Below are 20,687 nucleotides of genomic sequence, written 5' to 3' on the forward strand. Positions count from 1 at the left end.
TCGACCGTCTCGGCCGAATCCCTCACATCACATCTGACCCACATCGGTGACGCGCACGACCGCGCGCCCCTCCTCGTCGGAGGCCGCGAGGTCCACCTCCGCGGAGATGCCCCAGTCATGATCGCCGTTCGGGTCGGCGAAAGTCTGCCGCACCTTCCACAATCCGTGCTCGGGGTCCTCTTGAATCTGCAGCAGTTTGGGGCCGCGCGCATCCGGACCGGTGCCCAGCTCGTCGTACTCCTCCCAGTAGGCGTCCATCGCCTCGCCCCAGGCGTCCGCGTCCCAGCCGGACTCGGCGTCCATCTCGCCGAGCTCCTCGACCTTGTCCAGCGCGGCCAGCTCCACCCGGCGGAAGAGCGCGTTGCGTACGAGCACCCTGAACGCCCGCGCGTTGGCGGTGACGGGCTTGACCTGGTCCGCCCGCTCGGCGGCCTCTTCCGCCGTCTCCTCGGCCGGATTGGCCAGTTGCTCCCACTCGTCCAGAAGGCTGGAGTCGACCTGGCGGACCATCTCGCCCAGCCAGGCGATGATGTCCTGGAAGTCCTCGGACTTCAGGTCGTCGGGCACGGTGTGGTCCAGGGCCTTGTAGGCGCTGGCGAGGTAGCGCAGCACGATGCCCTCGGTACGCGCCAGCTCGTAGAAGGAGGTGAACTCCGTGAAGGTCATGGCGCGCTCGTACATGTCACGGATGACCGACTTCGGCGACAGCGGATGGTCGCCGACCCACGGGTGACTCTTGCGGTACAGGTTGTAGGCGTGGCTGAGCAGCTCTTCCAGCGGCTTGGGGTACTCGACGTCCATGAGGCGCTCCATGCGCTCCTCGTACTCGACGCCGTCGGCCTTCATCTGGGCGACCGCCTCGCCCTTGGCCTTGTTCTGCTGGGCCGCCAGGATCTGCCGCGGGTCGTCCAGGGTGGACTCCACGACCGAAACCATGTCCAGGGCGTAGGACGGGGACTGGGGGTCCAGCAGGTCGAAGGCGGCCAGCGCGAAGGTGGACAGGGGCTGGTTGAGTGCGAAGTCCTGCTGGAGGTCGACGGTCAGCCGGACGATCCGCCCCTCCGCGTCCGGCTCCTCCAGGCGCTCCACGATCCCGCCGTCCAGCAGCGAGCGGTAGATGGCGATGGCACGCCGGATGTGCCGGAGCTGGTTACGGCGCGGCTCGTGGTTGTCCTCCAGCAGGTGGCGCATCGCCTCGAAGGCGTTGCCCGGCCGGGCGATCACGGACAGCAGCATCGCGTGGGTGACGCGGAAGCGGGAGGTCAGCGGCTCCGGATCGGAGGCGATGAGCTTCTGGAAGGTGTTCTCGTTCCAGTTGACGAACCCCTCGGGCGCCTTCTTGCGCACCACCTTGCGGCGCTTCTTCGGGTCGTCACCCGCCTTGGCGAGCGCCTTCTCGTTCTCCACGACGTGCTCGGGCGCCTGCGCCACGACGAAGCCCGCGGTGTCGAAACCGGCCCGCCCGGCGCGGCCCGCGATCTGGTGGAACTCCCGCGCCCGCAGGGTACGCACACGCGTGCCGTCGTACTTGGTCAGCGCCGTGAACAGCACGGTACGGATCGGGACGTTGACTCCGACGCCCAGGGTGTCCGTACCGCAGATGACCTTCAGCAGACCGGCCTGGGCGAGCTTCTCCACCAATCGCCGGTATTTGGGCAGCATCCCGGCGTGGTGCACGCCGATGCCGTGGCGGACGTAGCGGGAGAGGTTACGGCCGAACTTCGTCGTGAACCGGAAGTTCCCGATCAGCTCCGCGATCTTGTCCTTCTCGGCACGCGAGCACATATTGATGCTCATCAGAGCCTGCGCCCGCTCCACGGCCGCGGCCTGGGTGAAGTGGACGATGTAGACCGGCGACTGGTGGGTCTCCAGCAGTTCGGTGAGGGTCTCCGTCAGCGGCGTCGCCCGGTATTCGTACGACAGGGGTACGGGCCGGGTCGCGGAGCGGACGACCGAGGTCGGCCTGCCGGTGCGGCGGGTCAGGTCCTCCTCGAACCGCGACATGTCACCGAGCGTCGCCGACATCAGCACGAACTGCGCCTGCGGCAGTTCCAGCAGGGGGATCTGCCAGGCCCAGCCGCGGTCGGGCTCGGCGTAGAAATGGAACTCGTCCATGACGACCTGTCCCACGTCGGCGTCCTTGCCGTCGCGCAACGCTATCGAGGCCAGCACCTCGGCGGTGCAGCAGATGACGGGCGCGTCGGCGTTGACGGAGGCGTCGCCGGTGAGCATGCCGACGTTCTCGGTGCCGAAGAGTTTGCACAGGTCGAAGAACTTCTCCGACACCAGCGCCTTGATGGGCGCGGTGTAGAAGGTCACCTGGTCATGGGCCAGAGCCGTGAAGTGGGCACCGGCCGCCACCAGGCTCTTTCCCGAGCCGGTGGGGGTGGACAGGATGACGTTCGCCCCCGAGACCACCTCGATCAGCGCCTCCTCCTGGGCAGGGTAAAGCGAGATTCCCTGCTGCTCGGCCCAGGTCGAAAAGGCTTCGAAGAGGGCATCGGGGTCGGCGTCGTTCGGCAGATGATCGATGAGGGTCACGCCCCCATATTGCCCTCCTTCGGCCCGTATCAGGGAACCGGCACCTCGGACGGTGATCATCTACCGCTACGCTGTGTCGCCGGTCCCGCATCACCTGGGCGGGAAACGATCGAGCAAGGGGTGGGGAACGACCATGATGGGACCGGCGCACTCGCTGTCCGGGGCCGCGGCCTGGCTGGGGGTGGGCGCGGCCACGGCCGCCGCCGGGCACCCGATGCCCTGGCCGGTGCTTGTCGTCGGCGCCCTGATCTGCGCCGGCGCGGCCCTCGCCCCCGACCTGGACCACAAGTCGGCCACCATCTCGCGAGCCTTCGGCCCGATGTCGCGGACCCTGTGCGAGGTCGTCGACAAGCTCTCCTACGCGGTCTACAAGGCCACCAAGGCGCGCGGCGACGCCCGCCGCTCGGGCGGCCACCGCACCCTGACCCACACCTGGCTGTGGGCGGTGCTCGTCGGCGGCGGGATGTCCCTGCTGGCCGTGCAGGGCGGTCGCTGGGCGGTGCTGGCCATCCTCTTCGTCCACATGGTCCTCGCCATCGAGGGCCTGCTGTGGCGGGCCGCCCGGGTCTCCAGCGACATACTGGTGTGGCTGCTGGGAGCCGCTTCGGCCTGGATCCTGGCCGGAATACTGGACCAGCCGGGGAACGGCTCGCACTGGCTGTTCACCGAGCCGGGCCAGCAGTACCTGTGGCTGGGCCTGCCGATCGTGCTCGGCGCGCTGGTGCACGACATTGGCGACGCCCTGACCGTCTCCGGCTGCCCGATCCTGTGGCCCATCCCCATCGGCCGCAAGCGCTGGTACCCCATCGGCCCGCCCAAGCCGATGCGGTTCCGTGCCGGGAGCTGGGTGGAGATAAAGGTCCTGATGCCCGCCTTCATGCTGCTGGGCGCCATCGGCGGACTGGGCGCCCTCAACTACATCTGACACCTTTGCCCCCGTCCTGCCCCGCCGCCCGCCGGCCCCCCGCGTCCGGACGTATCCCTGCGCACCAGGTCCACACAGGCACCGCCGCACCCCCGGAAAGCCCCCGGAAACCCTTGCCGAAAGCCGGGCGGGCGGACACCGCCTGTCCCGCAGACAAGGTAGGGATGTTTGCGTGGCAGGGGTGCCGAGCGTCAGCAGCTACCGTCCTCGGCGACGAGTTGCACCAAGCCGACCCATGGAAACTCGCCGCTCTTATGGACCGCACGCACCCTCCAGTGGCCTGCCGGGAGCTGTACCGGAGCCTGGTCCGGCCGGCCCCCGTCGGGATGATCCACTCCCAGACCGGCGCCCGCTTCGGCCGAATCCATCAACACCGCCGGGCCATCGGTGACCCACAGTCCGCCGTCCTCCCAAGCGGTGTCCGGATCGGCCAGGACCGCTTCGGCTGCCGTGAACAACTCGGCCTCGGAGTCGGCAGCCAGCCACCGCACGAACAGCAGTTTCTCTGGCAGGAAGCACGTCCTTGCAGGTTCATCGGCCAGGACAAGCGCAGTGACGGCGCCCGCGCCCACGGCGATCACACCGGCCCAGTCCTCCACCTCGCAGGCGCGGTCGTAGTCATCACGACCATCGGCATCACCGAGGACGGAACCGTCCTCCGTGCAACCACCCCAGGCGTTCACCGAGGACTCAGGAACGGCGATCAAGGGGCCGCCCCTCGACCGGACCCACACCAGCCCAGCAGGGTCAAAGCGATCGGTGTCGTGAGAAGCAGCCATGTGCGCAGTCTGCCACCCACCACCGACATCGCTCGGAGGCCGGAGCCTGGTCGGCCGACCTGGTCACTCGGGGCGGCGTGGTCTGGCCGATGTGGGGCCTTGGAGCTGAGGTAGAGCTTCGTGACTGTCGTCAGGGTGAGTCAGGTGCCGTGATCGTCGAGGAAGGACCGCCACGACTGCGTCGCGGTGCTTCGTGTTTGATGAGCCCGGCCTTGTCGAAGCCGAGACGGTTCTGGCGGACGTCGATGGGCAGCGGGACGAGCGGCGGGATCGGCAGGTTGTCGTTCACCTGGGTGTCCCTGCCGTGAGGTGGGAGAAGGACTGCGAGAAGTGGTCCAAGGGGATCGCGGCGAGCGACTTCTTGGTGATGGCCTCGGTGGCCAGTTCACCAAAGGGGGCCGGGACCCGGTGCAGGTGCTTCCAGCCACCGCTTGCTCGCCATCAGCACCGGATCAGGAATTCCTGCCCGTTTGAACTCCCGGTCCACCGTCCGGCAGGCCCTCGCCGTGGCCGCGAACGCTTCGGCTGCCGCGTTGTCAGCACGGCCCGTGGCCCGGACGTCGACCACCCCCCGCGGCCGTCCGCCATGCGTACGAAGTAGGCCGGCGCGTGCCGCCGCCGTCGAGTGCCGTCATGCCAGTGCAGCCGGAACGGCTGCGAGGCGATATCCCTGACCGGCGGATCGGCATCCAGAAGAATCAGCCGGTCCGGCTCTGGGCACGACTCGTAGCCGATGTGCCCGCCGGTCGTGGCGCAGAGATACCAGCCCGCGAAGCTCTCCCCGCCTTTGGGCCAACGGAACGGACGCACCGGCTCCGCGTACGCGAAACGTACATCCCAGCACATCCCCAGCGATCGCCGAACCCGTACCGCGTCCTTCAGAAACCTCAGCTCGAACGCGGCCAGATCCGGATCCGCTTACGCCGCTGCGAGCCGCCCTGGCCCCACTCCTGACCACCCGCACTCCGTACTGATCAAACTTCGGTGGCACAGGACGCCGCCCACCGGCTCCCGCGCGCGCCGACCAGCGGAAATCCACTACCGGGGCCGGCGCGTACCGGCCTAGCATCCGCCCATGCCCAGACCTCATGGATTCAGCTATACGCGCCGTGCCGACGGCGTCATCGTCATCACTCACCACAACCGGCCCGCCGGGACGCTGCGCGGTGCCCGCGCGGAACAGTTCTTCGCGGAGGTGGAATCGGGCGACGCGCAACTGGTGATGGCCCGCTGGACCGGAGCGTACAAACACGGCAACGAGCGCCAAGCCCGCCGGCACCCGCGCAACCGCCGCTGATCCGGGCACGGCCCGGTCTGCCGGTGCAGCACGGCCTGCCGGCACGGCCCAGACCGTCCCGTCCGGCGCACCATCAGGCCGGGCAGGCAGGCGGCAGGCCACGCCTCCGTCTTCCGGGCGGGCGAAGCACTGCCGTAGTGGCCCTCCCTTCCCTGCAGCCTCCCTTACCTGCAAGGGCCGGCCGGGGGCCTGTCATCGGAGGACCGGGCCTGCCGGTCGCCCCCTTGTCGACCGGGACGTGGCCGTCCGGACCTGGGACGGTGGTGAACTGGGTACGGTTGTCGCTGTTTCCCGCTGGCGACGGCGACGGTGAAGGACGGCGGGCGGCCCGCCGCGTCACAGGCCAGGTGGGACTTGCTGGTCGAGCCGGGGCGTACGGCCGTGGAGCCGACCGTCGCCGGCCGGTCGAGGTTCCCGGACGGGTCCGCCTGTGCCTGGGCGGCCTGGAGCGTACGTCCGATGGTGCCGCCTGGGGCCCTACCGGTGTAAACGGGCGGCAGGCGTGGCCCATGAGCCGTACCCCGTGAGGAAGCAGGCAGCAGCGGTTGGACGAACGCGCGGTCAGGCCCGTTTCCGACAGTTCGTGACGATGTAGTACCGGACCGAGGTCCACTGCGTGAGGCCGTGCTCGGCATCGCCCGGCTGTATGGCCTCACGTCGGCGGAATGGGAGGCAACGAGCTGGTCGACCAGCATGCCTGTAGATGATCTACGGGGCAGTTTCTCAGTTGTGCCAGGAGCGCCACAGGGCGGCGTACGGGCCGTTGGCGGTGGTCAGTTCGGTGTGGGTGCCCAGTTCGGTGATGCGGCCTTGTTCCACTACCGCGATGAGGTCGGCGTCGTGAGCGGTGTGCAGCCGGTGGGCGATGGCCACGACCGTGCGGCCTTCCAGGACGCGGGCCAGGGAGCGTTCCAGGTGGCGGGCGGCGCGGGGGTCCAGCAGGGAGGTGGCCTCGTCCAGGACGAGGGTGTGCGGGTCGGCCAGGACCAGCCTGGCCAGCGCCGTCTGCTGGGCCTGGGCCGGGGTCAGGGTGTGCCCGCCCGAGCCGACCTCCGTGTCCAGGCCGGACTCCAGCGCCCGGGCCCAGCTTTCCGCGTCCACCGCCTCCAGCGCCGCCCACAGCTCCTGGTCGCGCGCGTCCGTGCGGGCCAGCAGGAGGTTGTCGCGCAACGTGCCCACGAAGACATGGTGTTCCTGGTTGACCAGCGCCACATGCTCCCGGACCCGCTCCGGCGGCATCCGGGACAGTTCGGCGCCGCCGAGTGTCACCTCTCCCGAGCGCGGGGCGTAGATTCCGGCGAGCAGCCGGCCGAGCGTGGACTTGCCGGCGCCGGACGGCCCCACCAGCGCCACCCTGGTGCCGGGGCGGACGCGCAGCGAGACCTCGTGCAGGACGTCGGCCCCCGGGCGGTAGCCGAAACGTACGTCCTGTGCGCGCACCTCACGGCCGTCGGGGATGATCGCCGCGTCGGCGGTGTCCGGCTCGATCTCCCGTACGCCCACCAGGCGCGCGATGGAGACCTGGGCCACTTGCAGCTCGTCGTACCAGCGGAGGATGAGGTTGATCGGTTCGCTCATCATCTGGGCGAGCAGCGCCCCCGTGGTGAGCTGACCGGGGCTGATCCAGCCGTGCAGCACGAACGCGCCGCCCAGCACCAGCACCGAGCCGAGGATCAGGAGGTGGGTGACGTTGATGACGGGGAAGAGCACCGACCGCAGGAAGAGCGTGTAGCGCTCCCACTGGGTCCAGGAACGGATCCGCTCCTCGGACAGCGCGATCCGGCGGGCGCCCAGCCGGTGGGCCTCGATGGTCCGGCCCGCGTCCACCGACTCGGTGAGCACCGCCGAGACCGCCGCGTAACCGGCGGCCTCGGAGCGGTAGGCGCCCGGCGCCCGCTTGAAGTACCAGCGGCAGCCCACCACGAGGACCGGCAGGGCGATCAGTACCGACAGGGCCAGCGGCGGCGCGGTCACGGCGAGCCCGCCGAGCAGCAGCGCGATCCACACCACCCCGATGGACAACTGCGGTACGGCCTCGCGCATCGCCTCGGCGAGCCGGTCGATGTCCGTGGTGATCCGCGACAGCAGGTCCCGGTCCCGGCTCGCTCCAGTACGCCCGGAGGCAGCGCCACGGACCGTACGAGGAAGTCCTCGCGCAGGTCCGCGAGCATCCGCTCACCCAGCATCGCGCCGCGCAGCCGCACCAGACGGACGAACAGGGTCTGAAGGACCAGGGCGAGGGCGAACAGCCCGACGACGCGTTCCAGGTGGAGATCGCGCGTGCCGGCGGCCAGGTCCTCGACCAGGCCGCCCAGCAGGTAGGGACCGGCCATCGAGGCCAGGACGGCCGTGGCGTTCACGGTGACCAGCAGGACGAAGGCCCGGCGGTGCCGGCGGATCAGGCCGGCCACGTAGGCGCGTACGGTCGCGGGTGAGCCGACCGGCAGGGTCGTGGTGGTCTGCGGTGCGTCCGGATCGTGCTCCGGGGGCGCCAGGCCGATCATGCCGTCTCCTCGATCTGGTCCAGCGCGTCCAGGGCGGCGCGCTCGTGTGCGGTCCGGGGCCGGTCCCGGGTCCGGACTCCGGTGGGCGGGCTCGCGTCCCCGGCCCCGGCCCGGGGGCCGCCGTGCTTGCTCCTGCCCACGGCCGCGCCCCCGCCTGCGGCCTCGCTCCCGCCCTCGGGCGCGCCGCCGTCCACGAGTCCGCCGTCCCCGAATGCGCCCTCCCCGAGTCCGCCGTCCTCGTCCTCGGTTTCGCGGGTGACCACGGCCCGGTACTCCGGGTGCGTACGCAGCAGCTCGTGATGGGTGGCGACGCCCGCCACCCGGCCGTCGTCGAGGAAGACCACCCGCTCGGCGCGGTCCAGCAGCAGCGGGCTGGTGGTGAACACCACGGTCGTACGGCCCGCCCTGATCGAGCGCAGCCCGTCCGCGATCCGTGCCTCGGTGTGCGCGTCCACGGCGCTGGTCGGCTCGTCCAGCACCAGTACCTCCGGGTCGGCGACCAGCGACCGGGCCAGGGCCAGCCGCTGACGCTGGCCGCCGGACAGCGACCGCCCGCGTTCGGTGATCCGCGTACGCATCGGATCGCCCGAATCGTCCACCGACGCCTGCGCCAGCGCGGCCAGCACATCGGAGCACTGGGCCGCCGCCAGGGCCTCCTGCGGGCGGACGGCCCCCGAGGAGGGGACGTCCAGGAGTTCGGCCAGCGTGCCGGAGAGCAGGACGGGGTCCTTGTCCTGGACGAGTACGGCCCTACGGGCGTCCTCGCGCGGCACCTCGTCCAGGGGCGTGCCGCCGAGCACCACGGACGGCGTCCCCTGCGCGGCGTCGGCGCCGTGGCCGCCGAGCCGGTCGGCGAGCCGGCCGGCCGCGTCGGGGTCCGTGCAGGCCACGGCCGTCAGTCGGCCGGCCGGTGCACGCAGACCACTGAGCGGATCGTGCAGCTCACCGGTGAGCGGCCGGCCGGGCACACGGCCGTCGGCCGGCCGACTCAGCGCCAGGACCCGTGCGGCGCGCTTGGCCGAGGGCCGGGAGAAGGAGTAGGCCATGGCGATCTCCTCGAAGTGCCGCAGCGGGTACAGCAGGAAGGTGACCGCGCTGTAGACGGTGACCAGTTCGCCGACCGCGATCCGGCCGTCCAGGGCCAGCCGGGTGCCGTACCAGACCACCGCGATCAGCAGCAGTCCCGGCAGGGCGACCTGGACCGCCGAGATCAGCGACCACATCCGGGCGCTGCGTACGGCGGCCTTGCGCACCTCCTGGGAGGCTCGCCGGTAGCGGCCGAGGAAGAGCTCCTCACCGCCGATGCCACGCAGCACCCGCAGTCCGGCGACGGTGTCGGAGGCCAGTTCGGTGGCCCGCCCGGCCTTCTCGCGCTGCTCGTCCGCGCGCCGGGTGGCGGGCGGCAGCAGCGGCAGTACGGCCAGTGCCAGTACGGGTACGCCGATGGCCACCACCACACCCAGCGCGGGCTGGAGGACCAGCAGGGCCACGCACACCCCGACCGACGTCAGCGCCGCCGCACCGAACCGGGAGACCGCCTCGACGAACCAGCCGATCTTCTCCAGGTCGCCGGTGCTGACCGCGACGATCTCCCCGGCCGCGACCCGTCGCGTCATGGCCGACCCCAATTCCGTGGCCTTGCGGGCGAGAAGCTGCTGTACGCGGGCGACGGAGGTGATCCAGTTGGTAACGGCGGCGCGGTGCAGCATCACGTCGCCGACGGCCACCAATGCCCCCAGCAGCACCATCAGTCCGCCGGCGAGCAGCAGTCCGCCGCCGGACCGGTCCACGACGGCCTGCACCGCCACACCCAGGGGCAGCGGGAAGCAGGCGACGGCACCGGTGTGCACCAGGCCCCATAAGAGTGCCTTGGTCTGCCCGCCGAGCTGTCGGCCGTACAGCCAGAGGAGGAATCTGCCTCCCGAACGGACGTCGGGGACACCGGGATCGGCATGCGGTAGGTCGCGAATGTGCATGATGTCCAAAGGTTCGGGGGAGCGGAACGGAGTGGAAGGGAGCGGAAGAGAACGGAATGGCGGAGGAAACAGGGAACCGGGCCAGCCGGAAACCGGAATACCGGAGACCGGAAATCCAGAAACACGTGGCGAACGGTGAAGCGGGGAGACAGGGTCGCGGCGGCCCGGGAAGCGGCCGGGGCGCGATGAGGGGAACCATGGAAGGTTGGCGCGTCGGGACGCCCGGGTTCAAACGGTTTTCCGCGTGGGCGTGCCCAACCGGCCAATACGCCGCGGGGGGTACGTGGTGACCGGTGCGACCGGGAGGCCGGAGCGACGAGAACGGGAACGGGAACGACAAGCAGGCAGAGACCGCAGGGAACGCAAAGACCGCAGAGAACGACAAGAAGGGGGCGCAGGGGGCGCGATGCGAGGAGCGGGTGCTGTGCGCAGGGCCGCCGCCGTGGCGGCCGTCACCGCGGGACTGGTCCTGCTGGCGGGCTGTGGCGGTGGTGGGAGCGGTGCGGGGAAGGAGGACGGCACGGCCAAGAACGGGGACCAGAAGCCCGGTGCCGCCACCCGTCACCTCCCTCGTGTCCCGGACGTGGGGGAGCGGCTGCTCTCACGGATTCCGGCCCGCTCGCATCAGGTCGTGGCCGTGTACGGCAAGGGCGTGAACTCCCCGGACGCCACCGTCGTGCTCTACACCAAGGACGACAAGGGCTGGAACCGGCAGGCCACTTGGCCGGGGCACAACGGCAGGAACGGCTGGACCACCGACCATCACGAGGGCGACAAGCGCAGCCCCGTCGGTGTCTTCACCCTCTCCGACGCGGGCGGGGTGCTGCCGGCTCCCTCCCCGGGGACGAAGCTGCCCTACGCCCACTCCTCGGCCTTCACACCGCCCCCGTACTGGGCCAAGAACACCCACCACGACTTCGACCATGTGATCGCCATCGATTACAACCGCGTCAGGGGCACCACCCCGCTGGACCCGACCCGGCCCGCCGGGCAGGCCAAGGGCGGTGGCATCTGGCTGCACATGGACCACGGCAGCGGTACGTCCGGGTGCGTGAGCGTCTCCCGGCAGGCGATGGAGCACCTGCTGCGTACGCTGGACCCCAGGCAGCATCCGGTCGTGGTCATGGGGGACATGGCACATCTGACGGCGGGCTGACCCGGCAGCGGGGGCGTCGAGACGGCCGAAGGGGCGACCAGGTCGACAAGGTGAGGCGCACCGGCGCCGGGTCCCTGTGGGAGCGTCCGTCAGGAACCCGGCGCCCGGCCTCGCCGCAGCATTCACCCCGCGGCCGTCACCCGGTGGGTTTTTGCGAGTCCACACCCGGCCGGGGCCGGTGCCACAGCCCCCTGGTGAAGTCGGGGATCTCCAGCGGGGCGCCGTGCGCCTTGATCGAGGCATGGCTCAGTGGGACGGGCGCGCTCCACGTCGCGGCGTCGTAGACGTCGAAGTCCGGGACGAGCCCGAGCCGGAGGCACTGCATCAGCCGGAAGATCATGATGTAGTCCATCCCGCCGTGCCCGCCCGGCGGGTTGGCGTGCTCCTTCCACAGCCAGTGGTCCCACTGCGTGTACCGGGAGAAGTCGCCCCACTGGTCATTGGTGTGATCGGGCTCCAGGTAGATCCGCTCGGGGTAGTCCTCGAACACACCCTTGGTGCCACCGAGGCTGTTGATACGGCTGTAGGGGTGCGGGGTGGAGACGTCGTGCTCCAGCCGGATCACCCGGCCTTTGGCGGTCTGGATGACGCTGAACGTGCGGTCGCTCTCGATGTAGGACTCCTTCCAGCTCGGGTCGCCCGGCGGCATATGAGCCTTGCGGTACTCGGCGAGCCCCAGCGCCGGGGTGCCGAAGCTGGAGATCCGCACCACCCGGTCACCGCGGTTGATGTCCATGTAGTTGGCGACCGGCCCGAAGCCGTGGGTGGGGTAGAGGTCACCGCGCAGCCGGGTGTGCCACAGCCGCCGCCACGGGCCTTGGTAGTAGGACGGGTCGAACATCAACTGGCGCAGGTCGTGGTTGTACGCGCCGGCGCCGTGCAGCAGGTCCCCGAAGAGGCCCGCGTGGGCCATGCGCAGCACCCGCATCTCGTTCCGCCCGTAACAGCAGTTCTCCACCTGCATGCAGTGCCGGCGGGTGCGTTCGCTGATGTCGACCAGGTCCCACAGCTCGTCCAGTCTCATGGCCAGCGGGCATTCCACGCCGACGTGTTTGCCGCTGAGCATCGCCGTTGCGGCCATGTCGTGGTGCAGGTCCCAGGGCGTGGCCACGTACACGAAGTCGATGTCGCCGCGTTCGCACAGGTTCTTGAAGTCGTGGTCGCCCTTGGTGTAGACGGCCGGAGCCGGCTGCCCCGCGTCGGTGACCAGCTTCGCGGCCTTGGCCGCCTTCTCCTTCACCGGGTCGCACAGGGCCACGACCTGTACGTTCGGTATCGCCAGGTAGAGGGGGAGCATGCCCATGCCGCGGTTGCCGAGGCCGATCAGACCGACCCGTACCGTGCGCCGCCGCTCGAACGGCACCCCGATCATGGTCTTGCCCTTGCGTGGCGGCGCCGTGGCGGTCCCGGCAGCGGCGGCGGTCGTGCCGGCCGTACCGGAGGCGGCGGGTGCCGCGGCGGCGGAGCCCGTGCCCAGGCCGCCGAGTCCGAGCCCGGCGCCCGCCGCGCCGGCGGTCCACAGGAGGGCACGGCGGCTCGGCCCGCTCTCCTCCCGCTCGCGGTCCGGTCCCTGAAAGCCGTCCGGTCCCTGACGGCCGTCAGGGGCGTGGCCGTCCTCGGGGTCGGGGCCGTGGTCCTGCGATGGTGCCTCGTTCATCGGTCCTCCAGGAGAGCGGATGGTGCGCGGCGGTTGCGTGAACCTCGCTGAGGACCTTGACGGTTGAGGCGCACGAGGCACAAGAGGGCCGCGCGGTCTCTTTCGTACGCCCCCGTACGTGCTCCCCGATCCGGCGCTCCCCGGCGCCTCCCGCCCCTCGGTGCCTCCCGCTCCCCGGTGCCTCCCGCCACCCCGGCGCTCCCCGGCGCCCGCGCCCCCGCGCCGAAGGCGCCGCCTCAGACCCCGGCAGGGCGCGTGGCGCGCTCCAACTCCACAAGGACCGAGTGGTAACCGCGCCCGCCCGTCGCGTGGTCCATGCCGATCTCGCACATCCGGTTGGCGGAGAGGTGCGCGTCGAAATGGCGGGAGGTGACCTCCGCGGCCTCCTTGGCCGTCGCGGCTTCGGTCAGCTCCCTGTGCAGCATGCCCCGGTCGCCCGCGAAGGCACAGCAGCCCGCGTCGAGCGGCACCACGACCTCCTCGGCGCACGCCTCGGCGACGGCGCGCAACTGGTCCTCGTCCTCCAGGTGCCGCATGGAGCAGGTCGGATGGAGTACGGCGGAACCGACGGTCCGCAGGACCTCCAGGTGGGGCAGCAGCTCACGCGCGGCCCACACCACGGAGTCCACCACCGTCAGTTCGGCGTGCAGCCGGCGGTTGTCGTCCGTCAGATACGGCACGACCTCATGGGCGATGCCCAGCGTGCAGGACGAGGCGTCCACGACCAGCGGCAGCAGCCCGCCGGCCGTCCAGCCCCACGCCGCCTCGACGATCCGGTTGGCCATCACGGCGTTGCCCTCGTCGTAGCCCTTGGAGTGCCAGATCGTGGCACAGCAGGTGCCCGTGACGTCGGAGGGGATCCATACGGGTCTGCCCGCGCGGGCGGACACCGCCACCACCGCCTCGGGCAGCGACAGTCCCTCCGCCCCGCCCGGCCCGGCGAAGATCCGGTTGACGCAGGAGGGGTAGTAGACGGCAGCCGCGCCCGTCCGGCGGGTGCCGGGCAGCGTACGGGCGGCGGCGCCGGGGAGCTCGGGCAGCCACTCGGGTACGAGATCGGGGCGTACGGCTGCGCGCGCCGCGCCCGTGACCGCCGACAGCAGCCGGTCGCCACGCCGGCCGCCGTTGGCCAAACCGCCGTCGGCCGGACCACCGCCCCGCAGGCCGTCCGCCCGACCGCCCGCGGACGACGCGCCGTCCAGCCGTCGCCGCAGCCCGTCCGCCGCGGCCAGCGCCAGCCGCGCCGACCTCTCCACCGCCTTGAAGTGCCGGGCGGAGCGGGCCGCGGCCCGCTCCTCCAGCGCGGAGTGCCGCCGGTGCCGGAAGTCCTTCATCAGCGCGCCGGTGTCGATGCCCACCGGACACGCCAGCTTGCAGGCCGCGTCACCCGCGCAGGTGTCGATGGCGTCGTACCCGTAGGAGTCCAGCAGCGCGGCGGTCACCGGCGAGCCGGTCCGCTGGCGCATCATCTCCCGGCGCAGCACGATCCGCTGGCGGGGTGTGGTGGTCACGTCCTGGCTGGGGCAGGCCGGCTCGCAGAAGCCGCACTCGATGCAGGGGTCGGCCACCGCCTCGACCTCGGGGATGGTCTTCAGGCCCCGCAGATGCGCCCGGGGGTCGCGGTCGAGCACGACGCGCGGGGCGAGGATGCCGTGCGGGTCCATGACCTCCTTGATCCGCCACATCAACTCCGTGGCCCGCGGCCCCCATTCGCGTTCCAGGAACGGTGCGATGTTGCGGCCCGTGGCGTGTTCGGCCTTCAGCGACCCGTCGAACCGGTCGATGGTCAGCGTGGCGAACTCGTCCATGAAGGCGGCGTAGCGTGCCACGTCCGAGGGCTTGGCGGCGTCGAAGGCCAGCAGGAAGTGGAGGTTGCCGTGGGCGGCGTGCCCGGCCACCGCCGCGTCGAAGCCGTGCCGCTCCTGAAGCTCCAGCAGTTCGGCGCAGGCGTCCGCCAGCCGGGCCGGCGGCACCGCGAAGTCCTCGGTGATCAGGGTCGTGCCCGGGGGCCGGGAGCCGCCGACCGCCGTGACGAACGCCTTACGGGCCTTCCAGTACCCGGCGGCGGTCCTGGCGTCCCGGCTGAAGGTGTTGGTGACCGAGCCGACCGGGGCGATCAGTTCCAGGTGCTCCAGCACTCGCGCCGCCGCCTGTTCCTGTGCCTCCTGGGCGGCCTCGTCGGGGGCCCGGAACTCCACCAGAAGGGCGGTCGCCGCCCTCGGCAGCCCCGCCCAGTCGGCCGGCACCCCCGCCACGCTCACCGACGCGCGCAGCGTGTTGCCGTCCATCAGCTCCACGGCGACCGCGCCCGCCTCGGTGAACAGCGGGACGGCGGCGGCAGCGGCGCGCAGCGAAGGGAAGAACAGCAGCGCGGTGGAGGTGCGCCGGTCCAGCGGCAGGGTGTCGAAGACGGTCTCCGCGATGAAGCCGAGGGTGCCCTGGGAGCCGACCATCAGCCCGCGCAGGATCTCCACCGGGTTCGCCCCGTCCAGGAAGGCGTCCAGCCGGTAGCCGTTGGTGTTCTTGATCTCGTACTTGGCGCGGATCCGGGCGACCAGTTCCGGGTCCGCCCCGATCTCCGCCTTCAGCGCCATCAGCTCCGCGCAGAGCTTCGGTTCGGCGCGCGCCAGCTCCTCCCCGGCGGCCGGGCCGGCGGTGTCCACGATGGTTCCGGACGGCAGGACGAGGGTGAGGGAGGCCAGCGTCCGGTAGGAGTTGCGGGTGGTGCCGGCCGTCATGCCGGAGGCGTTGTTGGCGACCACGCCGCCCAGGGTGCAGGCGATGGCGCTGGCCGGGTCCGGGCCGAGGATCCGGCCGTGCCGGGCGAGCGCGGCATTGGCCCGTACGACGGTGGTGCCCGGCCGGATGCGGGCGCGGGCGCCGCCGTCGAGTACCTCCACGCCCGCCCAGTGACGGCGTACGTCCACGAGGATGTCCTCGCCCTGCGCCTGCCCGTTGAGCGAGGTCCCGGCGGCGCGGAAGACGACCGTACGGCCCTTTCCGTGGGCGTAGGAGAAGACCGCGGAGATGTCGTCGACGTCCTCGGCCACCACGACGACCTGTGGCACGAAGCGGTACGGGCTGGCGTCCGAGGCGTACCGCACCAGGTCGGAGACCTTGTGCAGCACCTTGTGCGCGCCGAGCAGTGCCACCAGGTCGGCGCGCAGCGGCCCGGGCGTCCCGGACGCCCGCCGGTCGGTCACCCGGTCGGGGAAGGGCTTGGGCGCGGCGGCCGGCCGCAGGGTGTGGGGCCTGGGCTCCAGCAGGGGCATGGCGGCTCTCCTCGGGTCGGCTCGCTCGGCGGCCTACGGCGGCGTGTCGTACGGCCACGTGCGGTGGCGCGCAGCCACGTGCGGTGGCGCGCAGCCACGTGCGGTGGCGTGCGACCGCGTACGGCGCGGGTGCCCGGCGGCGTGTGGACGGCGCTCCCTTGGTTCCCCGCCCGGGTTCAGTGATGCGTACCCGGCCCGTCGACCAATGTGGACAGCAGTCCGCCGAGCACCTCGCGCTGTTCCGCGGTCAATGGGGCAAGAATGTCCTCCGCGGCGGCCCGGCGCGCGCCGCGCAACGCGTGCAAGGCCGAACGGCCGGTGTCGGTCAGCTCGATCCGTATGACCCGGCGGTTGGCCGGATCCGGCACGCGCCGCACCGCACCGTGCGCCTCCAGGGCGTCGACCAGCGTCGTGACCGCCCGGGGGACGACCTCCAGCCGCGCGGCGAGGTCGGCCATCCGTGGCGGCGTGTCGCGGTAGTGGTCCACGATCCGCAGCAGCCGGGCCTGGGCGGGGGTGACGGCGATGTCCAGGCCGGACAGATGGCGCTTTTGGGTGCGGTGCATCCGGCGGGTCAGCCGTACGAGCTGCTCGGCGAGGTTGCTGTCGGCGCCGGCCGCCGTGGTGAGGGAAGCGGAACCGGGGGCAGGGCCGGAGACGGCGCCGGTGGCAGCACCGGATACGGGACCGTAAACGGGACCGGAGGCGCCGGCCTGCGGATCGGGGGAACGCATGCCCGGATCGTAGCAGGACCGGATTCACTGTGAGTATAGGTAACAGTGAGCTATGCTCTGCGAGTCCTTTCCGTCGACCCGCCGTAACCCCGAAGGAGCCCATGCGCCCCGACGAACCCCAATGGACGCCACCCCCCAAGGACCCGCAACAGCCGGCCCAGGTGCGCCGCATCCTGACCCTCTTCCGCCCCTACCGAGGTCGGCTGGCCGCCGTCGGCCTGCTCGTGGCCGCCTCCTCCCTGGTCTCGGTGGCCTCGCCCTTCCTCCTGCGCGCGATCCTCGACGTGGCCATCCCCGGCCGCCGCACCGGCCTGCTGACCCTGCTGGCCGTCGGCATGATCGTCACCGCCGTGACGACCAGCGTCTTCGGCGTGCTGCAGACGCTGCTGTCCACCACCGTCGGCCAGCGCGTCATGCACGACCTGCGCACCGCCGTCTACGCCAAGCTCCAGCGCATGCCGCTGGCCTTCTTCACGCGTACGCGCACCGGTGAGGTCCAGTCCCGGATCGCCAACGACATCGGCGGCATGCAGGCGACCGTCACCTCCACCGCCACCTCTCTCGTCTCCAACCTGACCTCCGTGATCGCCACCGTCCTGGCCATGCTCGCCCTGGACTGGCGGCTGACCCTGGTCTCGCTGCTGCTGCTCCCGCTGTTCGTATGGATCAGCCGCCGGGTCGGCAACGAGCGCAAGAGGATCACCACACAGCGGCAGAAGCAGATGGCCGCCATGTCCGCGATGGTCACCGAGTCGCTGTCGGTCAGCGGCATCCTCCTGGGCCGTACGATGGGCCGCGCCGACTCCCTCACCCGCGACTTCGCGGCCGAGTCCGAACGACTGGTCGGCCTGGAGATCCGCGCCAGCATGGCCGGCCGCTGGCGGATGGCGACCATCGGCATCGTCATGGCCGCCATGCCCGCCCTCATCTACTGGAGCGCCGGCATGCTGCTGCGCTTCGGCGGCCCGGCCTTCTCCCTCGGCACCCTGGTCGCCTTCGTCACCCTCCAGCAAGGACTGCTGCGTCCCACCGTCTCGCTGCTGTCCACCGGCGTGCAGATGCAGACCTCACTCGCGCTCTTCCAGCGCGTCTTCGAATACCTGGACCTGCCGGTGTCCATCACCGAACCCGCCCGGCCCGTACGGCTGGACAGGCCGCGCGGCGCCATCCGCTTCGAGGACGTCACCTTCTCCTACGACAGCGCCGAGCCCGGCGCCCCCCGTACGGCCGGCTCTCCGGACCGCGCCACCGCGCCGGACACCGCCACCGCACCCCCGGCCCCCACCCTCCACGGCATAGACCTCACCATCCCGCCCGGCGGCAGCCTGGCCGTCGTCGGCCCCACCGGCAGCGGCAAGAGCACCCTGAGCTACCTCGTGCCGCGCCTGTACGACGTGACGGGCGGCCGGGTCACCCTCGACGGCGTCGACGTCCGCGACCTGGACTTCGACACCCTGGCGCGCGCGGTCGGCGTCGTCTCCCAGGAGACGTACCTCTTCCACGCCTCCGTCGCCGACAACCTGCGCTTCGCCAAGCCCGACGCGACCCAGGAGGAGATAGAACGCGCGGCCTCGGCGGCTCAGATCCACAACCACATCGCCGCGCTGCCCGACGGGTACGACACCCTGGTCGGCGAGCGCGGCCACCGCTTCTCCGGCGGCGAGAAACAGCGGCTGGCCATCGCCCGGACGATCCTGCGCGACCCGCCCGTCCTCGTCCTGGACGAGGCCACCAGCGCCCTGGACACCCGTACGGAACACGCCGTGCAGCAGGCGATCGACGCGCTCTCCAAAGGCCGTACGACCATCACGATCGCACACCGCCTGTCCACCATCCGCGACGCGGACCAGATCGTCGTGCTGGACTCCGGCCGGATCGTCGAACGCGGCACCCACGAGCAACTGCTCGCGGCCGGCGGCCGGTACGCCGCCCTCGTACGACGGGACGCCCACCTGACGCCCGACGACGGCGAGCGGGCCATGGCGGCGGACGCCGCCACCGGCTGACGCGGGAGGTACCCGACGGCCGGGGCGCCGCGGGGCAGGCGGGATTTTGACGGCAGGGCTAGGGTGCGGACATGCCCGCTCACGACGCCCTGCCGCACCTGGAGTTCGCCTTCCCCGGCCCGCTGCGCGACCGGCTCGTCGCCGCGGTCCTCTCCGGCGCCAAGACCACCACGACCGGACTGCTGCGGGACTACGAGCACGCCGGTGACCCACTGCCGCAGGCCGGGGCGCGGTTTCTCGTCCCGGACTCCGGCGGCCGGCCGGTGGCGGTCGTGGAGACCACGCAGGTACGCGTCCTGCGGCTGGCGGATGTGGACCTGCGGCACGCGGTGGACGAGGGCGAGGGCCACCGGACGCTCGCCGAATGGCGCGCGGACCACGAGAGCTTCTGGCACGGACCGGACATGCGCCAGGCGCTGGGCGACCCGCTGTTCACGGTCGACGACGACACCCTGGTCGTCGCCGAGCGCTTCCGTGTCGTGGAGCGCCTGCCCGTATCGTGACGCGCCTTGACACGGGTTCCGCCGGCACCCCTCATCTCAAGAGGTCGTCCAACCCGGTCGTCAGCATGGCCACGGCGTCGGTGTAGCGACGGGTCCGTACGTCTTCGGGGCAGTTGCGCCGGGTCCGGAAGTGCAAGGAGGACAGAAACCGCTCGTACACCTCCCAAGCCGCACGACGCACCTCCAACGAGCCCACCGTCTCCTCGCCCTGCCCGCTCTCCCCGCCGGTCTCCCGCACATAACTCTCCAACAGGGCGCGGACCTGACCCCGATCCAGCGGGAGGTACCACGGAGGAGCCCACACCTGCCCGCCGAGATAGGCCAGATCCTGTGCCGGATCGCCGATCTCCGACCACTCCCAGTCGATGTAGCGCGGCATGCCCTCCTCGTCCACCAGAATGTTCGGCAGCATCAGATCCCCATGGACGACCGCAAACCGGTCCAGCCGCTCGAAGGCCGGCTCCGCCGCCGCGACGAAGGACTCGACCCGGGGAAGCAGCCGGGAGACCTCGGGATCGGCGAGTACGTCCGGCCGCGCCCGCCGCCACCACGCGAGCCCGGAGGCGAACCGGTCGCCGAGCGAGAGCTTGACGGACCTCTCCCGTAGCGGCGCGGTGATCGCGCCGCACCGGTCGAAGCCCCGCCGGTGCAGCCGGGCCACCTGCCGTACATGCGCGCCCAGCAGCCGCGCATCCCACTCCCCGGCCGCGCGCTCCCGCCCCGGTACGTACCCGGTCACCATGTAGGGCGACCCCAGAGGATTGTCGTACCTCTCCTCCAGCAGGACCGGCGCGGGCCCCGTACCACCGGGAACGACCGACAGCGCGGCGAACTCCTCACCGATCGGCCGCGGCAGTTCGGCGACGGGCCGCCGCGGCACCCGGACGACCAGGGACGACGATCCGCCGGCTTCCAACAGCCAGGCGGTATAGCTCTCCCCCCGCCCCAGAACCCGCACCCCCGGCACGGCACCGCGTGGCAACCCCAGCCGCCGCGGCTCCTCGCGCGCCAGACGTACGACATCGCTTCAGGGCCCAGCCCACGACCCGGTCGTCGACCTTGTCGGCCTTGAAGACGCCCGCCGAGGCCGCTGCCGCGGGCCATGTGGTGACCGTATGGGCGCGGGGCATCGGGCGTGGCCGGCGCCATCCCGGCCTGTACGGCGGCGGACTGGCAGGCATCCTCGCCGGGCTGCGTGGTGAGGACCGTCCTTGTCAATGACGAGGTCGCTCTCACCGACACCTCGACCCGGCGCCGCAGGGCGCAAGAGGCCCTGACTGCACAACGGCCCGGCGTAAGCGCACGTCAGAGATCCCGCTCTCAGGACACCGGAGTGA

15 protein-coding genes and 1 pseudogene are annotated in these 20,687 nt (G+C 71.4%); 6 read left to right on the forward strand and 10 right to left on the reverse strand.

The window, feature by feature from the left end; genetic code table 11:
• Positions 1 to 27: 27 nt before the first annotated feature.
• Positions 28 to 2,541 (reverse strand): DEAD/DEAH box helicase, encoded by a 2,514-nt coding sequence (locus KGS77_RS32205; protein ID WP_242586768.1) that lies wholly within the window; start codon positions 2,539 to 2,541, stop codon positions 28 to 30.
• A 133-nt stretch (positions 2,542 to 2,674) separates the two neighbouring features.
• Between KGS77_RS32205 and KGS77_RS32210 the strand changes: the two genes are divergently transcribed.
• The gene (locus KGS77_RS32210) at positions 2,675 to 3,466 is read left to right on the forward strand and encodes a metal-dependent hydrolase (protein WP_242586770.1); all 792 of its coding nucleotides are present in this window, start codon (positions 2,675 to 2,677) and stop codon (positions 3,464 to 3,466) included.
• A gap of 191 nt (positions 3,467 to 3,657) precedes the next feature.
• On the opposite strand, the gene KGS77_RS32215 is transcribed toward KGS77_RS32210, so the two are convergent.
• From KGS77_RS32215 to KGS77_RS32225, 3 genes are all read right to left on the reverse strand, one after another.
• On the reverse strand, positions 3,658 to 4,245 hold the full coding sequence (locus tag KGS77_RS32215) for an Imm21 family immunity protein (RefSeq protein WP_242586772.1): 588 nt from the start codon (positions 4,243 to 4,245) through the stop codon (positions 3,658 to 3,660).
• Positions 4,246 to 4,375: 130 nt separating this feature from the next.
• Positions 4,376 to 4,534 carry a hypothetical protein gene (locus tag KGS77_RS32220; RefSeq protein ID WP_242586774.1) on the reverse strand — a complete coding sequence of 53 codons (159 nt, stop codon included), beginning with the start codon at positions 4,532 to 4,534 and terminating at the stop codon, positions 4,376 to 4,378.
• A 152-nt stretch (positions 4,535 to 4,686) separates the two neighbouring features.
• Positions 4,687 to 5,091: a TnsA-like heteromeric transposase endonuclease subunit gene (locus KGS77_RS32225; protein WP_242586776.1), complete on the reverse strand. Its 405-nt coding sequence runs from the start codon at positions 5,089 to 5,091 to the stop codon at positions 4,687 to 4,689.
• Positions 5,092 to 5,320: 229 nt separating this feature from the next.
• Between KGS77_RS32225 and KGS77_RS32230 the strand changes: the two genes are divergently transcribed.
• Positions 5,321 to 5,542, forward strand: a complete 222-nt coding sequence (locus tag KGS77_RS32230; protein ID WP_242586778.1) for a hypothetical protein — start codon at positions 5,321 to 5,323, stop codon at positions 5,540 to 5,542.
• A gap of 723 nt (positions 5,543 to 6,265) precedes the next feature.
• On the opposite strand, the pseudogene KGS77_RS32235 reads toward KGS77_RS32230, so the two are convergent.
• Both KGS77_RS32235 and KGS77_RS32240 read right to left on the reverse strand, forming a co-directional pair.
• Positions 6,266 to 8,046, reverse strand: a pseudogene (locus KGS77_RS32235) (ABC transporter ATP-binding protein).
• On the reverse strand, positions 8,043 to 10,022 hold the full coding sequence (locus KGS77_RS32240) for an ABC transporter ATP-binding protein (protein WP_242586781.1): 1,980 nt from the start codon (positions 10,020 to 10,022) through the stop codon (positions 8,043 to 8,045). The pseudogene KGS77_RS32235 and the gene KGS77_RS32240 overlap by 4 nt, the downstream one beginning before the upstream one ends.
• Positions 10,023 to 10,428: 406 nt before the next feature.
• Between KGS77_RS32240 and KGS77_RS32245 the strand changes: the two genes are divergently transcribed.
• Positions 10,429 to 11,178, forward strand: a complete 750-nt coding sequence (locus tag KGS77_RS32245; RefSeq protein WP_242586783.1) for a L,D-transpeptidase family protein — start codon at positions 10,429 to 10,431, stop codon at positions 11,176 to 11,178.
• A 136-nt stretch (positions 11,179 to 11,314) separates the two neighbouring features.
• Here the strand turns inward: KGS77_RS32245 and KGS77_RS32250 are convergent, their stop codons facing one another.
• The 3 genes from KGS77_RS32250 to KGS77_RS32260 form a co-directional block, all read right to left on the reverse strand.
• Positions 11,315 to 12,835: a Gfo/Idh/MocA family oxidoreductase gene (locus KGS77_RS32250; RefSeq protein WP_242586785.1), complete on the reverse strand. Its 1,521-nt coding sequence runs from the start codon at positions 12,833 to 12,835 to the stop codon at positions 11,315 to 11,317.
• A 236-nt stretch (positions 12,836 to 13,071) separates the two neighbouring features.
• On the reverse strand, positions 13,072 to 16,107 hold the full coding sequence (locus KGS77_RS32255; protein ID WP_242586786.1) for an FAD-binding and (Fe-S)-binding domain-containing protein: 3,036 nt from the start codon (positions 16,105 to 16,107) through the stop codon (positions 13,072 to 13,074).
• Between the two features lie 176 nt (positions 16,108 to 16,283).
• Positions 16,284 to 16,673, reverse strand: a complete 390-nt coding sequence (locus KGS77_RS32260) for a MarR family transcriptional regulator (RefSeq protein ID WP_242587816.1) — start codon at positions 16,671 to 16,673, stop codon at positions 16,284 to 16,286.
• Between the two features lie 269 nt (positions 16,674 to 16,942).
• Between KGS77_RS32260 and KGS77_RS32265 the strand changes: the two genes are divergently transcribed.
• Together KGS77_RS32265 and KGS77_RS32270 are read left to right on the forward strand one after the other, a co-directional pair.
• Positions 16,943 to 18,847, forward strand: coding sequence for an ABC transporter ATP-binding protein (locus KGS77_RS32265; RefSeq protein ID WP_242586787.1), 1,905 nt, complete (start codon positions 16,943 to 16,945; stop codon positions 18,845 to 18,847).
• Between the two features lie 71 nt (positions 18,848 to 18,918).
• A complete protein-coding gene (locus tag KGS77_RS32270) occupies positions 18,919 to 19,350 on the forward strand; it encodes an ASCH domain-containing protein (RefSeq protein WP_242586788.1) in 432 nt (143 codons plus the stop codon).
• Between the two features lie 31 nt (positions 19,351 to 19,381).
• Here the strand turns inward: KGS77_RS32270 and KGS77_RS32275 are convergent, their stop codons facing one another.
• The gene (locus KGS77_RS32275) at positions 19,382 to 20,308 is read right to left on the reverse strand and encodes a phosphotransferase (protein WP_242586789.1); all 927 of its coding nucleotides are present in this window, start codon (positions 20,306 to 20,308) and stop codon (positions 19,382 to 19,384) included.
• A 110-nt stretch (positions 20,309 to 20,418) separates the two neighbouring features.
• Between KGS77_RS32275 and KGS77_RS32280 the strand changes: the two genes are divergently transcribed.
• Positions 20,419 to 20,571 (forward strand): hypothetical protein, encoded by a 153-nt coding sequence (locus KGS77_RS32280; protein ID WP_242586790.1) that lies wholly within the window; start codon positions 20,419 to 20,421, stop codon positions 20,569 to 20,571.
• Positions 20,572 to 20,687: the final 116 nt, after the last annotated feature.

Origin of the sequence: Streptomyces sp. MST-110588 (assembly GCF_022695595.1) — a bacterium.
In the GTDB taxonomy this organism is placed as follows: domain Bacteria; phylum Actinomycetota; class Actinomycetes; order Streptomycetales; family Streptomycetaceae; genus Streptomyces.

Coding starts and splice junctions, on each gene's coding strand:
- KGS77_RS32240 (WP_242586781.1), bottom strand. CDS start 10,022: ATGCACATTCGCGACCTACCGCATGCCGATCCCGGTGTCCCCGACGTC.
- KGS77_RS32245 (WP_242586783.1), top strand. CDS start 10,429: ATGCGAGGAGCGGGTGCTGTGCGCAGGGCCGCCGCCGTGGCGGCCGTC.
- KGS77_RS32250 (WP_242586785.1), bottom strand. CDS start 12,835: ATGAACGAGGCACCATCGCAGGACCACGGCCCCGACCCCGAGGACGGC.
- KGS77_RS32265 (WP_242586787.1), top strand. CDS start 16,943: ATGCGCCCCGACGAACCCCAATGGACGCCACCCCCCAAGGACCCGCAA.
- KGS77_RS32255 (WP_242586786.1), bottom strand. CDS start 16,107: ATGCCCCTGCTGGAGCCCAGGCCCCACACCCTGCGGCCGGCCGCCGCG.
- KGS77_RS32225 (WP_242586776.1), bottom strand. CDS start 5,091: ATGTGCTGGGATGTACGTTTCGCGTACGCGGAGCCGGTGCGTCCGTTC.
- KGS77_RS32260 (WP_242587816.1), bottom strand. CDS start 16,673: ATGCACCGCACCCAAAAGCGCCATCTGTCCGGCCTGGACATCGCCGTC.
- KGS77_RS32270 (WP_242586788.1), top strand. CDS start 18,919: ATGCCCGCTCACGACGCCCTGCCGCACCTGGAGTTCGCCTTCCCCGGC.
- KGS77_RS32210 (WP_242586770.1), top strand. CDS start 2,675: ATGATGGGACCGGCGCACTCGCTGTCCGGGGCCGCGGCCTGGCTGGGG.
- KGS77_RS32215 (WP_242586772.1), bottom strand. CDS start 4,245: ATGGCTGCTTCTCACGACACCGATCGCTTTGACCCTGCTGGGCTGGTG.
- KGS77_RS32230 (WP_242586778.1), top strand. CDS start 5,321: ATGCCCAGACCTCATGGATTCAGCTATACGCGCCGTGCCGACGGCGTC.